The organism is Octadecabacter sp. R77987, from assembly GCF_042466115.1.
GTDB lineage: Bacteria > Pseudomonadota > Alphaproteobacteria > Rhodobacterales > Rhodobacteraceae > SW4.
Genome location: NZ_JAXHBQ010000001.1, coordinates 3040056 through 3054924, shown reverse-complemented (window position 1 = coordinate 3054924; position 14869 = coordinate 3040056). Strand labels below are relative to the sequence as shown.

The 14869-nt window shown below is 60.5% G+C and carries 16 protein-coding genes; 6 read left to right on the top strand and 10 right to left on the bottom strand.

Annotated elements, in window-relative coordinates; all coding sequences use genetic code 11:
• Positions 1 to 35 precede the first annotated feature (35 nt).
• Positions 36 to 818 (top strand): adenosylcobinamide-GDP ribazoletransferase, encoded by a 783-nt coding sequence (locus SJY21_RS15495; protein WP_377512783.1) that lies wholly within the window; start codon positions 36 to 38, stop codon positions 816 to 818.
• Here the strand turns inward: SJY21_RS15495 and SJY21_RS15490 are convergent.
• Together SJY21_RS15490 and SJY21_RS15485 are read right to left on the bottom strand one after the other, a co-directional pair.
• Positions 815 to 1462 carry an FG-GAP repeat domain-containing protein gene (locus SJY21_RS15490; protein WP_377512781.1) on the bottom strand — a complete coding sequence of 216 codons (648 nt, stop codon included), beginning with the start codon at positions 1460 to 1462 and terminating at the stop codon, positions 815 to 817. The genes SJY21_RS15495 and SJY21_RS15490 overlap by 4 nt on opposite strands.
• A gap of 38 nt (positions 1463 to 1500) precedes the next feature.
• Complete coding sequence (locus tag SJY21_RS15485; RefSeq protein ID WP_377512779.1) at positions 1501 to 1824, bottom strand: 2Fe-2S iron-sulfur cluster-binding protein; 324 nt, start codon at positions 1822 to 1824, stop codon at positions 1501 to 1503.
• A 198-nt stretch (positions 1825 to 2022) separates the two neighbouring features.
• On the opposite strand from SJY21_RS15485, the gene SJY21_RS15480 reads away from it, so the two are divergent.
• Complete coding sequence (locus SJY21_RS15480) at positions 2023 to 2541, top strand: peptidoglycan-binding protein (RefSeq protein WP_377512777.1); 519 nt, start codon at positions 2023 to 2025, stop codon at positions 2539 to 2541.
• On the opposite strand, the gene SJY21_RS15475 is transcribed toward SJY21_RS15480, so the two are convergent.
• From SJY21_RS15475 to SJY21_RS15440, 8 genes are all read right to left on the bottom strand, one after another.
• The gene (locus SJY21_RS15475; protein WP_377512775.1) at positions 2538 to 2975 is read right to left on the bottom strand and encodes a glyoxalase superfamily protein; all 438 of its coding nucleotides are present in this window, start codon (positions 2973 to 2975) and stop codon (positions 2538 to 2540) included. The genes SJY21_RS15480 and SJY21_RS15475 overlap by 4 nt on opposite strands.
• Before the next feature lie 560 nt (positions 2976 to 3535).
• The gene (locus SJY21_RS15470; RefSeq protein WP_377512773.1) at positions 3536 to 5029 is read right to left on the bottom strand and encodes a Do family serine endopeptidase; all 1494 of its coding nucleotides are present in this window, start codon (positions 5027 to 5029) and stop codon (positions 3536 to 3538) included.
• 68 nt (positions 5030 to 5097) lie between these two features.
• A complete protein-coding gene (locus SJY21_RS15465) occupies positions 5098 to 5310 on the bottom strand; it encodes a DUF2065 family protein (RefSeq protein WP_377512770.1) in 213 nt (70 codons plus the stop codon).
• A gap of 8 nt (positions 5311 to 5318) precedes the next feature.
• A complete protein-coding gene (gene hflC, locus SJY21_RS15460; protein WP_377512768.1) occupies positions 5319 to 6209 on the bottom strand; it encodes a protease modulator HflC in 891 nt (296 codons plus the stop codon).
• Entirely contained in the window at positions 6209 to 7441 is a 1233-nt protein-coding gene (hflK, locus tag SJY21_RS15455; protein WP_377512765.1) for an FtsH protease activity modulator HflK, read from the bottom strand. Before hflK ends, hflC begins: the two co-directional genes overlap by 1 nt.
• Positions 7442 to 7514: 73 nt before the next feature.
• Positions 7515 to 8873, bottom strand: coding sequence for a glutathione-disulfide reductase (gor, locus tag SJY21_RS15450; RefSeq protein ID WP_377512762.1), 1359 nt, complete (start codon positions 8871 to 8873; stop codon positions 7515 to 7517).
• Between the two features lie 116 nt (positions 8874 to 8989).
• Entirely contained in the window at positions 8990 to 9772 is a 783-nt protein-coding gene (gene rpiA, locus SJY21_RS15445) for a ribose-5-phosphate isomerase RpiA (RefSeq protein ID WP_377512759.1), read from the bottom strand.
• A gap of 263 nt (positions 9773 to 10035) precedes the next feature.
• The gene (locus SJY21_RS15440; protein WP_377512756.1) at positions 10036 to 11142 is read right to left on the bottom strand and encodes an alpha/beta fold hydrolase; all 1107 of its coding nucleotides are present in this window, start codon (positions 11140 to 11142) and stop codon (positions 10036 to 10038) included.
• Between the two features lie 105 nt (positions 11143 to 11247).
• Between SJY21_RS15440 and SJY21_RS15435 the strand changes: the two genes are divergently transcribed.
• From SJY21_RS15435 to SJY21_RS15420, 4 genes are all read left to right on the top strand, one after another.
• A complete protein-coding gene (locus tag SJY21_RS15435) occupies positions 11248 to 11832 on the top strand; it encodes a Crp/Fnr family transcriptional regulator (RefSeq protein ID WP_377512754.1) in 585 nt (194 codons plus the stop codon).
• 161 nt (positions 11833 to 11993) lie between these two features.
• Entirely contained in the window at positions 11994 to 12677 is a 684-nt protein-coding gene (locus tag SJY21_RS15430) for a glutathione S-transferase family protein (RefSeq protein ID WP_377512752.1), read from the top strand.
• Positions 12677 to 14050 (top strand): L-serine ammonia-lyase, encoded by a 1374-nt coding sequence (locus tag SJY21_RS15425; protein ID WP_377512749.1) that lies wholly within the window; start codon positions 12677 to 12679, stop codon positions 14048 to 14050. The genes SJY21_RS15430 and SJY21_RS15425 overlap by 1 nt, the downstream gene beginning before the upstream one ends.
• Before the next feature lie 28 nt (positions 14051 to 14078).
• On the top strand, positions 14079 to 14843 hold the full coding sequence (locus tag SJY21_RS15420) for a PDZ domain-containing protein (RefSeq protein WP_377512746.1): 765 nt from the start codon (positions 14079 to 14081) through the stop codon (positions 14841 to 14843).
• The last annotated feature ends 26 nt before the right edge of the window (positions 14844 to 14869 follow it).

The following is a 14869-nucleotide window of genomic DNA, read 5'->3' as shown; positions in this document are numbered from 1 at the left end:
TAGCCACCCATGAAAAGCCTTGAAAGGTCATCTTGATGCGCAATGCCGACATTTCGCAGGTTCGCCCGTTGATCGTGGCGCAGGATGTGCCCGCCGCGCTGGGATTGCTGACACGCTTGCCCCTGCGGATCGACACGGATCGCGCCACCGCGCGGGGCGCTGCGGCGGCTTGGGCCTTTCCGTTGGCGGGCATGGCTGTGGCCGTGATTGCTTCGGTGATCGGGGCTGTCGCCCTGTGGGTTGGCATGCCGCTGATGATCGCCGCCGGACTGATCCTTGCCGCGCAGATCATCATTACCGGTGCGATGCACGAGGACGGCCTGGCCGACGCGGCGGATGGGCTGTGGGGCGGCTGGGACGTGGCGCGCCGCCTTGCCATCATGAAGGACAGCGCGATTGGCACTTACGGCGTCCTTGCGCTGGGGCTGTCGCTTTTGCTGCGCTGGGGGGCTTTGGTGGCGGTGCTGTCGGCTGGATATTTGTGGGCGCCCTTGATTGTTGTCGCCGCCGTCAGCCGCGCACCGATGGTGGCGATGATGGCCGCCCTGCCCAACGCACGCGCGAACGGATTAAGCCAAAGCGTGGGCCGCCCAAGCGGGGCGACCGCCGCTCTTGCGGGTCTGATCGCGCTGGCGATTGCTGTGGTGTTCTTGCCGCGGTCGGCCTTTGGCGTTCTGCTGGTCGTGGCGCTGGTGGGGATTGCCTGCGCCATGATCGCGATGGCCAAAATCAAAGGCCAAACCGGCGATATTCTGGGCGCAACGCAACAGATCTGTGAAATTGCTGCATTGGCCGTTTTGGCCGCGCAACTGGGCTAGCAGGCCATCGCCGCCGTCAGATCGGCGCGCCCGCGATGCGGCCCCATATCGCGTGATACCAAAGCGCCATTTTCAAGGCGCGTGGCAATCACGCGGGTCCAGTCGGCATTGGCGGTGATCATTTCGATCACGCCATTGCAATCGCGCAGGCCCCCGCCGATATCGGTTTCACCGATGCGGTGATTGGTGAGGCCCGCAGTTTCCGCCACCAACGTCAATTTACCATCTGCAAAGCGCCACACCCGCAGGGTGCGCGCCAGATGCGGGCGGTCGATATAGGCGATCTCGACATACCCATCCCTGTCCAGATCAGCCGCGCCGATAGGCGCAAGCCAACGGTGCGTGCGGCCGATATAGGGGGTGGCGGCGACAAGGCCGTCGGTGTCAAAAATCGCCAGCCGCGCCCCCAGCGTCAGCGACAATTCAACCGTGATCACCTCTTTATCGCCATCCCCGTCCACATCGAACAGGCGCGGGGCCGTGTCTTCAAACACACTGGTCTGGGGAAGGCGCAGCGCCAGCACCCGCTGATCCGTGCGCATTTCAAGCACGCCCCATTCCACCGCATCCCCAAGAATGCCGTGGTCATAACGCGTTGTCGGATCGCTGTATTGCGCCGCCGTGATGCCTTGCGCACCCGCCATCGCAGGCCACAGGGCCAGGGCTAGCGCGCACCACCGCATCAGATCTGCTTTTCGGGCATCTGCACGCGCAAGCCGTCCAAAGCATCGGTGACCTTCAACTGGCAGGTCAGGCGCGAGCGGTCGGGATCAGGTTCATAAGCGAAATCAAGCATATCTTCTTCCATCGGATCCTTGACGGGCAGCTTTTCGACCCAAGCCGGATCAACGTAAACATGGCAGGTGGAACAGGCGCAGGCGCCGCCGCAATCGGCCTCGATCCCCGGGATACCGTTGTCGCGCGCGCCTTCCATCACGGTCAGGCCATTTGCAACCTCGACGATGTGTTCCTTGCCGCCATGTTCGACATAAGTGATTTTTGCCATGTTGTGTTTCGCCCCTTCGCGATCCGCAATTTCTGTTGGCCCCTATTTAGGGTGCGTGTCGCCGCCCTGCCAGCCCCAAAAAGGCGCGGTGTGGGCTGGATGCGACAGGCTGGCGGGGTTGTGAACTGCTGACTAGGCCGCGCGCGGGTTTTGCGCTATGCAGTTTCAAACGGGCGCAAGACCCATAAGGCAGAGCAGATGACCACACGGTTGCAATTTTTGGCCCCGATTGCTGGGGCGCTGGTGCTTGCCGCCTGCGTCACGCCTGCGGCATTGCCTGATGCCACGCCGATCACAACGGATGGCGAAGGGCGCTGTTTTGCCCAGGAAACAACGCCCGCCGTGATCGAAACCGTGACCGAACAGATCATCGTGCAGCCCGCCGTGCTGGACAGTGACGGGAGCGTGCGCAGCCCGGCCGCGTTTCGCACTGTGACGCGCCAGCGCATCTTGCGCGAACGGCGTGAAGTTGAATTTGAAACGCTTTGCCCTGATGCCCTGACACCGCAGTTCGTGGCCTCGGTGCAGCGGGCGTTGGGCGCGCGCGGGTTCTATCGCGGCGACATCACCGGTGTGCTGGACGCGCGCACAGGGCGCGCGATCCAGACGTATCAGCGCCAGAACGGCGGTCATGACCTGCCCGTTCTGGACATCGAAACCGCGCGGGGGTTGGGCCTTGTGGCCCTGTCCAGCGCCGTTTTGGACGCCGAAGGTTAGGCGGCCATACGCACGAAATGCGGCTGCCCGTCCGAGGTGCGCTGCGGGGTTTCACCGTCATCATTCAAGCTGACAGTGATCCGGCGGCGCAGGGACGAAAAGCTGTCAAAGCGCACGACATCAACCGGTTCATCCAGCTTGATCGTCAGCCGTGTCAGCCCGCCGTGGGCCGCAATTGCCAGCACGGTGCCAGCCACATCATGGCCAAGGTATCGGCCGGTGATGCGCGCCCCAAGGGTCAGCGGTGTCGGTGCATTTGTGCGCCCCGCGAGGGCCGCCAAGGTGTTCCAGTCGCGCAGCCCCATCTGGTGCGCCAGCATTTCAAGCGCTTGCGCATGGGTTGTGTCATGACCGCGCGCGGTCAGGTCCGCGCGCAAACGGCGGGCCTGATCCTTGAGCGTGGCAAGGGGCGGAATGGTGGTATTACGTTGCATATCTATTAGCCTTTCAACGTGACGTTGGGCCAGTGATCGGGGCTCGCATTGCCGGTCTGCCAACTGTGTCTGTTGAAAGCCGAAAAATCGTGGCGGAATTTCACCATCCCCAAGCGGGGGCGAGCGGCAGGTATCCCGAACCTTGGCGGTATGTAAGGAGGGGGGTGTGACGCGTCAAGGGCTACAGTATTGAGATGCAGCTGCAGCGAATATCTGGTCTGAGCCCTAACGGGACATAGGCGCGCATGCGCCATGCCCGACCTCGGGAGGGGCTCGCGGTTTTGTAGTGGCCATAGTTTAAAAGTTAAACAAACGCTCCATGCACATCAGAAGTTGCAATATGCCCTCCCGTGGGGGAGGTCGGGCATGGCGCATGCGCGCCGGTTGCGATTGTTGTTTACAGTCGCGCAAACACGGGAATGTCCACTTCGTCCCGCGGATCTGCCATTCACTGTCTAGGTATGTCGCTGTTCCGTGACTTCGGATAACTTAAGTTGAATTCATCCACCCAAACAAAAAGGCGCCCCTAGGGACGCCCTTTGCAGTTTCTGTTGTGTAGCTTATTCCAGTGACAGCGCCACGAACCGCGGGTCACCACCGCGCCGGATCAGCAGCAAAAGCGACTTGCGCCCTGCTTCTTCGGCCTCGGTGATGCGGTCCTCAAGATCGCCAAGGGTGGCGACCTTTTGCTGGCCTGCTTCGGTGATCAGATCACCGGCAAGGATGCCTTTTTGTGCCGCTTCGCTGTCCGCCGCGACCTCTGTCACCACAAGGCCATCACCGCTACTTAGCTGGTATTCCTGCGCAAGGTCTGGCGTGACTTCGGACAGGGTCATACCCATCAGATCACTCATGGCGGGTTCCATGATTTCAGGTTCCGGGTCGGTGCCCGCGGCTTCGGCAGTTTCGCGGCGGCCAAGCACAACGGTCAGGCTTTCCATTTCGCCGGCGCGCAGCACATCGACGGGAACCGATTTGCCGACCGGCGAATTGCCCACAATCGTGACCAACTCGCGCGTATCGGCGATTTCGGTGCCGTCGAACGTCAGAATGACGTCACCCGACAGCATGCCTGCGTCTTCGGCAGGGCCGGTTGGCACGTCAGTGACCATCGCGCCGCGGGCGCGGTCCAGCCCTTCGATGGCTTCGACCATATCGGGGGTCACGTCCTGAATGCGCACGCCAAGCCAGCCGCGCCGTGTTTCGCCAAATTCACGCAGCTGATCGACCACGTTGATCACCACAGCCGAAGACATGGCAAACCCGATACCGATGCTGCCACCGTTGGGCGACAGGATGGCAGTGTTCACACCGATCACCTCACCGTCCATGTTGAACAGTGGCCCGCCCGAATTGCCGCGGTTGATCGCGGCATCAGTCTGGATGTAGTCGTCATATGTGCCGGAAAGCGCACGGTTACGGGCCGATACGATCCCGGCGCTGACAGAAAAGCCCTGCCCCAGCGGATTGCCCATCGCCATGACCCAATCGCCCACACGCGCGCCCACGCCGTTGCTGTCGCCAAAGACAACGAACGGCAGGTCAGTCGCGTCAACCTTGAGAAGGGCAATATCGGTGTTGGGATCGGTGCCGACCAATTCAGCAGGCAATTCCTGCCCCGAAAAAAACTCGATCAGGATTTCATCAGCGCCTTCGATGACGTGGTTGTTGGTGACGATATAGCCGTCCGCCGAAATCACGAAACCGGACCCAAGCGCCGAGGAGCGGCGCGGCGCACCATCCTGACGGTCGTCGAAATCGCGAAAGAAATCCTCGAACGGTGAACCTTCGGGCACGATCCCCTGCGGGCCGGTGCGCCCTGCGACCATCGTGGTCGTGGTGATGTTTACAACTGACGGGCTGACCATTTCGGCAAGGTCGGCAAAGGTCGCGGGCCGGTCCTGGGCAAAGGATGGCGCAACTTGTGCGGCCAGAACCGCAAGGCCCAGCATCAGCGCGGCCAGCGCGCGGATCAGTGACAGGTTGCGTGAATTTTGAACTGCGATCGCCTTTGAACTCACGGGGATCTCCTTGGTAATGGACTTGCGCCGCATCGGCGGCCGTTGATGTGATCATCTATGTAGTATGTGCGGCGCGCAACTCAAACCTTGTGCACGGGCTGTCACCGCGATGTGAACAGATCGACGCCCAGCGCCGCCGCAAACCAGATCAGCGCCAGACCCGTCACAAGCGCCAATGCGCCCGCCACGCGCCGCGCCTCGACGGGCATGTTGCGCAGGGCGGCAAGCATGTCTTCAACCAGCGAAGGGGCCAGCACATAGACCAGCCCCTCTACGACAAGCACCAGCCCGAGGGCCAGAAGCACGACGCCCATTGCCCCGCCTATTGCGCCACTGCAGCGCCGGAAGGCGAACGCAGGTAGTCAAAGAACTCGTTATCGGGGCTCAGGACAAGGCGTGTGTTCCCTTCCTGAAGGGCACCTCGATAGGCTTCGAGCGAGCGGTAGAACTGGAAGAATTCCTGATCCTGACCAAAGGCATTGGCGAAAATCGCGTTGCGTTCCGCGTCCGCTTCACCTTCGGCGATCCGGGCCAGACGTTCGGCATCGGATTCCAGTTCGATCACGGTCCGGTCGGCCTGCGCACGGATACGCTGCGCGGCTTCGCGGCCACGGGCGCGTTCGTCTTCGGCTTCGCGTTCACGTTCCGACACCATCCGGCGGAAGGTTTCGGCCAGGTTTTCCGTCGGCAGGTCGGTGCGCTTCAGGCGCACGTCAATCACCGTCAGACCCAGCGAAGCCGCTTCGGAAATCGCACCGTTGCGGATGCGCAGCATCAGCGCGGTCCGGTCCGTTGACAGGATATCGCCGGAACTGACCGAACCCAAAACTTCGCGGGTTTTATCGCGCAGGATTTGTTCCAGACGGTTGTCGGCCATGGCAATCGCGGCGTCACCACCGGCACCTGTCGCCTGACGGAATTGTTCCACATCGGATATCCGGTAGCGGGCGAATGCGTCAATGATCAAGCGGCGGTCGTCGTTGGGGATGACTTCCTGCGCTTCCATGTCGATGGAAATGATCCGGTCATCATAGCTGATCACCTGATCCATAACCGGAATGCGGAAGCCGATACCGGGGTCTTCCTTGATCTGGACCACACGGCCAAAGCGCAGCACAAGCGCCTTTTCACGTTCGTCCACAATAAAGATAGAGCTAAGTGCCGCCGCGATGAGGATCACGATAAGCGGCAAAATCAGGACTGACCTGTTCATTAGTTTGCCCCCCCTGTGGCTGGACGTCGGATGGTATCAAGCGGCAGGTATGGCACTGCCCCTCCTGCACCGCCGTTGTCATCAAGCAAGATGATGTCGGAGCGGCCATAAACTTCTTCGACCATCTCCAGATAAAGGCGCTGACGGGTCACTTCGGGCGCTTTGGAGTATTCTTCCAGAACGCTGAGGAAGCGCGCAGCCTCACCCTGTGCTTCGTTGACGACGCGGGCGCGGTAGCCTTCGGCGGCTTCAAGGATCTGTGCCGCGTTACCACGCGCACCAGCCGTCACACGGTTGGCATAAGCGTCGGCTTGGTTTTGCAGCTGGATACGTTCCTGTTCCGCATCCTGCACGTCACGGAATGCGTCCAAAGGCGACGTCAGCCGCTGCTGCCCGTCGATGTCGATCACCTGCACTTGCGTCGCGGGCGGATCGGCCTGATCGAGGTTGATACGCACAATGTTTACGCCGCTGTCATAACTATCAAGCGTGGCTTGGGTCAGTTCGTGAAGGCGATCACGGATCACGCCACGTTCGCGGTTCAAATTGGCCAGTTCAGAGGTTGCGATAATCTCGCGCATGGCCAATTCAGCCACGGCGGCGATCGTTTCTTCGGGTTCGGCCAGGTTGAACAGGAACTTGTCGGGTGACGTGATGTTCCAGACCACCTGAAAGTCGATGTCGACGATGTTCTCGTCGCCTGTCAGCATCAGGCCGATGTCGGCTTCCAGCTGGCTTTGGACAAGGCGGCTGTCGCTGATTTGTTCGGGCACCTGTTCTTCGCCAATCTCGATCACGCGTTCCTGGGATACGTTGACGATTTCGCGCGTGACAATCGGCCACGGGGCAAAGTTCAGACCGGATTCACCGATGCAGGGCTCGTTGCATTCGCCAAGGAACAGTTCGACCGACTTTTGTTCGGGACGGACCGTATAAAATGACGACAGCGCCCAAAGCACGACGAGCGCCAGAACACCAAGACCAACCATGCCGCGGGTGATCTGCGGACCACCGGCCCCACCACCGGCACCGCCGCCGTTGTTGCCACCACGACCGCCGCCCATCAAAACGCGCAGCTGTTCGCGGCCTTTGTTCATCAATTCGTCGATTTCCGGAATTTGCGGGGGTTCACCCGGACGCCGCCCGCGATTTCCGCCCTGACGGTCACGATCATCGTCGTCGCCGCCGTTGTTGCCTCCGCCGCCCCAGGGGCCGCCATTGTTTCCAGCCATTGCGCCAGTTCATCCCTTATTGCTGTGCCCGCCTTTGGGCTTACCGTTCAATCTGTGTGGTTTCTAGCGGATTTCAACCGCTGCGCACAGGGTCTCGCATTGTTACCAGTTCTTCCGAGATCGTCGGATGCACGGCAACCGTGCGATCAAAGTCCTCTTTGGTGGCCCCCATCTTGACGGCAATGCCCGCCAGTTGGATCATTTCGCCTGCATGGGGGCTGACGATGTGACAGCCCAGAACCCTGCGGGTTTCCTTGGAAACAACCAGTTTCATCAGCACCCGGTCGCTGCGTCCGGCAAAGGCCTGCTGCATCGGTTTGAACGAAGTGCAGTAGATGTCCACCGGTTCAATGTCGCGTGCGGCTTCTTCGGACAGGCCCACAGTGCCCATTTCCGGTTGCGTGAAAATCGCGCTGGGGATCAGGTGATGATCCACTTTGGTTGGCTTGCCATGAAAGACCGTCTCCACAAAGGCCATCGCCTCGCGGATGGCCACGGGGGTCAATTGCACGCGGTTGGTGACGTCACCAATCGCAAAGACCGACGGCACCTTTGTCTGGGAATAGTCGTCGACGACAATTTCGCCCTGACGGCCCAGTGCGACACCGATATCAGCCAGCCCCATCCCTTCGGTATTGGGCGCGCGACCCGTGGCGAACATCACATGATCAAAGGTTGTTTCGGTGCCGTTTGTCGCCTTGACCCAAACACCGCCCTCGCGCTTCTCCATCTCAAGCACATTGGTGCCAAGGTGCAGATTGACGCCGCGCTGCTGCATTTCCTCGCTGACCAACCCGCGGGCCTCGTCATCGAACCCACGCAGGATTTGCGCGCCACGATAGAACTGCGTCACTTCCACACCCAGCCCGTGCAAAATGCAGGCAAATTCGCAGGCAATGTAGCCACCGCCGACGATCAGGATAGATTTGGGCAACGCCTCCAGCTTGAAGATATCGTTGCTGGTGATGCCCAGATCGGCGTTTTTCATATCGGGCAGTTGCGGGCGCCCACCCGTGGCAACCAGAATATGCTTCGCGGATTTGGTGCTGCTATCGGCCAGTTTCACAGTGTGGGCGTCAGCCAGCGTTGCGCGGCTGTCGATGATATCCACGCCCGACCCGTCCAGCAAACGGCGATAGACGCCTTCCAGACGGTCAAGTTCGGCGTGCAGCTTGGTGCGAAAACGGGGCCAGTCAAACTGCCCGTCCTGCACATCCCAGCCATAGGCGCGGGCATCGTCGAACATCTCGCGGTATTCCGAGGCAAAGACCATCAGCTTTTTGGGCACGCAGCCACGGATGACACAGGTGCCACCCATACGGTATTCTTCGGCCAGCGCGACCTTGGCGCCGGTCGCGGCGGCCACGCGGGCAGCGCGCACGCCCCCAGAACCGCCACCAATTACGAAAAGGTCATAGTCAAAGTCGGTCATCCGTGCCCTCGTTCCAACATCGTATCGGATAGACCATAGCGCGCACGGGAATGCCAGCCTTGGACCCGATCAATCGCGCGTGAGCTGGCGCGGAAATTGCGCGCGCCGCTTTCGCGCTAAAGATCGCTAAACAGGTTTTCCGTTTCGACGAACTCGATCTGGCTTTCCTCGATCGTGCCTTGATTGATGTCGCGCACTTCGACGCGGCCGTCGCCGTGACCGATCACGACCGCATCACAGATATCGATGAACAAGCCGTTTTCCACGACGCCGGGGATCTGGTTAAGAACAAGGCTCAGCTGGCGGGCATTGCCGATCCGGTTCAGGTGAAGGTCGATGATGTGGTTGCCCTCGTCGGTGATGAAGGGATGATCGCCGTTCATGCGCAGGCTGGTGGTGCGGCCCAGCACATCCATACCGATCAGCGTTTCCTCCAGCAGGGTTTTCGTGGTCTGCCAGCCAAAGGGGATCACCTCGACGGGCAGCGGGAAAGCCCCCAGCGTTTCAACCTGCTTGCCGATATCGGCAATCACGACCATCTGGTCGCTGGCGGTCGCGACGATCTTTTCCTGCAAGTGCGCGCCGCCCCCGCCCTTGATCAGGTTCAGGTTGCCATCATATTCATCGGCCCCGTCAATGGTCAGGTCCAGCCACTTGGCCTCGTCCAGCGAAATCACCTCGATCCCCACTTCGCGCGCCATCTGCGCGGTGCGGCTGGAAGTGGGCACGCCCTTGATGCGCAAACCATCTTTCTGGACCATCTCGCCCAGACACTTGACCAGCCAAGCCGCCGTGCTGCCTGTGCCAAGACCCACACGCATCCCGTCCTCGACGAAATCGGTGGCCCGCTTGGCGGCAGCGAATTTCGCTTTGTCGATGGGCGAAAGATCAAAGGTCATGGGGCAGCTCCGGTATATGGCAGATGTGGGCGTTATAAAGCCGGAACACGCGCCGCGCGACCCCAGAAATGCGGATTGCGGTGACGGAAGTTGTGGGGAGTATGGATGGATCAGATTGTGATCAGGTTGCCAAGCCGCACCTGACGGGCGCGAATGGCGGCAACGAGCCCAGAGTAACCGATGCCGCCACCTGGGCCGACGACCATTTTGGTTTCATGTCGCGGAGTAAGGGCTGTCCACACGGAACAGCCCTTGTCTCTGGTTTACTTGTCAAGAAATGCACGGATCAACGGCATTGTTTCGTCCGGATTGTCCCAAATCAAATCGTGACCGGAGTTTGGCACAATCATAAGCTCTCCCTTTTGAAAAAAGCTCAGGTGAACACGTTGCGCATCCTCGCCAATCCAGTCGTTGCACGCACTGGCGAGCAAAAGGACAGGTCCGGTATAGCTTTGGGCACCCTGGGCAATAAGATCAATTTCGGCAGCACCGGTTTTGCCCGCCGCTTGGTTGGCCGTAGCACCAAATCGCCACGCCGCCGCGTCGAAGTCTTCGCCCGGACAGTGATACGGGTTATCCGGGTGATTGACGAATTCGTGAATAATCTCGCCCATCATATAGTCTTGACCGGCGCTCTGGTCGGGACCGGACACATGTAGCGACTGAAAAGCGGCGATTGCGGCCTGCTTATAAAACCCCAGTCCAGACATATATGGTTTTGCTTGTGTCATCCAATCCTGAGCCTCTTCGCCAGTGAAAAAGCCCGGTTCCAACAAAATCGCACGTGCGACTTTTTCCGGCGCTTCTCCCAAATAGGCCGTCGCAAGCATTGCGCCCCATGAATGCCCCAACAGGGTTACGGGACGATCCGGTGAGTAGTATTCGATCACCGCGTCAAGCTCTGCCATATACATGGGGACGGACAGATCTTCCGCCGGAACTCTTTCGGACAGTCCCGCACCTCTTTGGTCGTAAAACACGACGAAATTGGTATCTGCCAGCGATCTCGCGCCAAGTTGTGATCTGTAATCTCCGCCCGGACCTCCGTGAAGCACGATGATCATCGGGTGTGACGGGTCGCCGTATGTTTCCGCATGCAGACGCACGCCGTTGATTTCAATTTGTGGAAGCGAGGCATCGTCTTCCACGGTGGCAAGCACCGGGTATTGCCCGGATGTGGCGAAATACAAACCAAGCGTAGCCAAGATCAGCGCCCCAATAACGCCACCTGAAATAATGAGAACGATCTTGAATGCCCGCATGATTGTTTTTCGGGCCGGGTTTGAATTTTGCTGAGCCATTGGAGAATCCTCCAACATTTCTGCCGGTGCTCCGCTGGCTGCGAGGCCGAAGTGGGCTGCTTGCTGCATGTGCTGTGTAGGTGGTATCGTCATTTGGTTGGTCTCCTTACCGTTACAACCGTCGTAGGGAACGCGAGCAAAGCTGGCATTATCGTTTGATAAGGAATTTGAGTTTTGGACCTTCTGGCGTTTTTCACCAGTTCCCCAAGCGCTTTGGACAAAGACACCGCGCGAGCGTTCGCCGCTGCGTGGGGCATTGAATATGTCGAAAAGGGGCGTCGCATTGCAACGCAGGGCGAACCAGACCCAATGGAGCACATCATTCTAGATGGACGCGCCGCCAGCCAAATCAGCGATCCCGAAGGTCGCGCCGTTTGCGTTGGCTTTCAAGCTGGTCCTTGCGTCGTTACGCCAAATGTCGCGAGAACCAGAAACGGGATCTCGCTGGTATCAATAGATGTGATTGCGGACGCGTTGGTTGCGCAATTGGACAGCCGCGCTTTGACTGAGCTTATGTTGGCTTCGGAGCCAATTCGCGATTGGGCAAACCGCATTTTGCAGCAAGAACTGGCCCGTAAGGCTGATCGTGAATGGTGCCTGGCTGCACTTGGCGGCGCGGAGCGCCTAGCGTGGTTTCGCAAAGGTTTCCCGTGTCACGAAGACCTCTTCAGCCATTATTTGATAGCATCCTTTCTCGGTGTCACTCCGGTCACACTCAGTCGGCTTCGCGGTGCCGGGCGAGACACAGCGCTTGATTGAAAACTCTATGTGGGACCACATTGCAAGAAAGCAGCGCTTGGCAGCTACCGCACCGAAATCCCGCTTTGTCCCGCATACCGGACATTTCCCTTTTGGTTCGATTCCTCCAAAACAGTCGTTTTCGCGCAGCCATCCCTGCGGGCTTGGCGTAATCTCGCGTCATGACCAACCGTTTGCGCCTTCACTATGCCCCTGACAACGCGTCGCTTTGTGTGCGGCTGGCGCTGGATTCTGTGGGCGCGTCGTTCGACACCGTTTTGGTGGATCGCGCCGCGCGGGGGCAGAAATCGCCGCGCTTTCTGGCGCTCAATCCCAACGGATTGATCCCTGTGCTGGAAACGCCCGACGGGGTGTTGTTTGAAACGGGCGCGATCTTGCAGTGGCTGTCCGATCACCACGCCGGATTGCTGCCCGACAGTGGCGCTGACCGTGCGGCGGCGCTGAAATGGCTGTTCTGGCTGTCCAATACCCTGCATCCCAACCTGCGCATGCTGTTTTATCCTGACCACTTTACCAGCGGCGACGCAGACGCCCTGCGCAGCACAACCCGCACACGGATCAACGGCCAACTCGCGATCCTTGATAGCGCGCATGATGCCCCGTGGCTGGACGCCGAACACCCCGGCGCACCTGCCTGTTACCTTGCGCCGATGCTGCGCTGGCTGGCCCTTTACGGTGGCGATACCGCGTGGTTTGATCTGGCGCGCACCCCGCGCCTGCTTGCCTTTGCCCGCGCGGCTGATACATGGCCCGTAACCGCCCTTGCCCGAACCGCCGAAGGGCTTGGCCCGACACCTTTTTCAGACCCACACCTGCCTAACCCCCCCGAAGGAAGTGCAACCTGATGTTCCTCTCTGTCTTCGATATGTTCAAAGTGGGCGTTGGCCCCTCGTCCAGCCACACGATCGGCCCGATGGTCGCCGCCGCGCGGTTTCTGGACCATTTGCGCGCCCAGCCCTTCAAGGTCGCCGGTCTGCACGCCTCGCTGCACGGATCGCTGGCATTCACCGGCGTGGGCCACGCGACGGACCGCGCGGTGATCCTTGGTCTCGCCGGATTTCGCGCTGATGATTATGATGCCGACAAGGCCGAGGCCGAACTGACGCGGATCAAGGCCGAAGGATTTGTATCGCCCGAAGGGTTGGGCGATCTGGTGTTCAACCCTGCTGATGATCTTGAGTTCGACTATGGCCCTGCCCTGCCCGGCCATGCCAACGGGCTGATCCTGCGCGGGCGCGACCCGCAGGGCGATACGATCACCGAGGTGACGTATTATTCTATCGGTGGCGGGTTCGTTCTGACGGCCGATGAACTGGCCGCAGGCAAGGACACCGATGATGGCCCGCCAGTGCCGTTTCCGTTCAAATCGGCCAAGGAAATGCTGGATATGGCCGCCGAGTCCGGCCTGTCCATCGCCGACATGAAGCGCGAGAACGAACATTCGCGCAACGGCTCCGGCCACGTCAGCAAGGGGTTGTCGCGCATCTGGGAGGTGATGAACGCCTGTATCGACCGCGGGCTGAACACTGATGGTATCCTGCCCGGCGGGTTGCATGTCAAACGCCGCGCCAAGGCGATCCATGACGCCTTGCAGGCCGAACGGGGCATGAACCTCAACGCGCCGCACACGATCAACGACTGGATGTCCACCTATGCCATGGCCGTAAACGAGGAAAATGCCGCCGGTGGGCAGGTCGTGACCGCACCCACCAATGGCGCGGCGGGTGTGGTGCCTGCGACGATCCGGTATTGGCTGGATCATGTGCCGGGTGCGGCCCCGTCGAAGATACCCGATTTCCTGCTGACGGCGGCGGCGATTGGCGGTCTGGTGAAATTCAACGCCTCCATTTCGGGGGCCGAGGCAGGCTGTCAGGCCGAGGTGGGCAGCGCTGCTGCCATGGCCGCCGCCGGTCTGTGCTCCGTGATGGGCGGCACGCCGGAACAGGTTGAAAACGCGGCTGAAATCGCGCTGGAACACCATCTGGGCATGACCTGCGATCCGGTGCGTGGGCTGGTGCAGGTGCCTTGCATCGAACGCAATGGCCTTGGTGCGATCAAGGCCGTATCCGCTGCCAGCCTGTCGCTGCGCGGGGACGGCACCCACCTTGTGCCACTGGACGCCGCAATTGAAACCATGCGTCAGACCGGCGCGGATATGTCCGAGAAATACAAGGAAACCGCATTGGGTGGCTTGGCGGTGAACGTGCCCAACTGCTAGGCTAAGGCATTTCGCACGAGGAATTCCGATGAAACGCGTTGCCGCTGCCGCACTGATCGCCCTGTCCCCCGTTACCGCGCAAGCAGGCGATCCTTGCCCGATTTCGTTTTCCCTGCACGACCTTGGTGCGCCCGACTGGCTGGACCGCGATGCCCTGCTGGGGGCACTTGATACGCAGATCGGCTGGATCGGCATGCGCTATAGTGATGTTACGGGCGGGCTTGAGCTGACGGCGGTTTACGATGACAGCCCAGCGCGCCGGGCGGGCCTGAAAACCGGCGATCTGATCACCGCAATCGACGGGGTCGATGTCAGCGATCCGGCCCGCGCCGCGGCCCTGTTTGACGCCATGACAGCAGGCGCGACGCTGCAATTCACCCTCAGCCGCGATGGGAAGGCCGGCATGCGCCTGCCCGTGACCATCGGCTATCATGATCCCGTAACCCTCGCGATCCTGAATGCGATTGGCCGTCAGGACTGCCGCACCGCGCTGCTGGTGTCCGACGATGCACCCGCACGTGCCGCCCTGCTGGCGCAGATGTTTGACGCCAACCGCGCGTTCCGCTGCGATGATGCGCATGTGGCGCTGGGCGACCTGTTGGGCGATACGGCTTACGACGATGTCTATCTGGTGCGCGGCAGCCGCCGTATTCTGATCACCATGCCCGGCTGGGGGAGCACCTGTGTGGGTGTCACCGCGTTGGATGGAGACCGGCTGACTAACGAAACTGTGCTCACTACCCTTGCCCCTGTCATCGACGGCTATGTGCAGGACCGGTTCGATAACCCCTAAGTGTCGCGCCCAGGCTAGACCTGTCG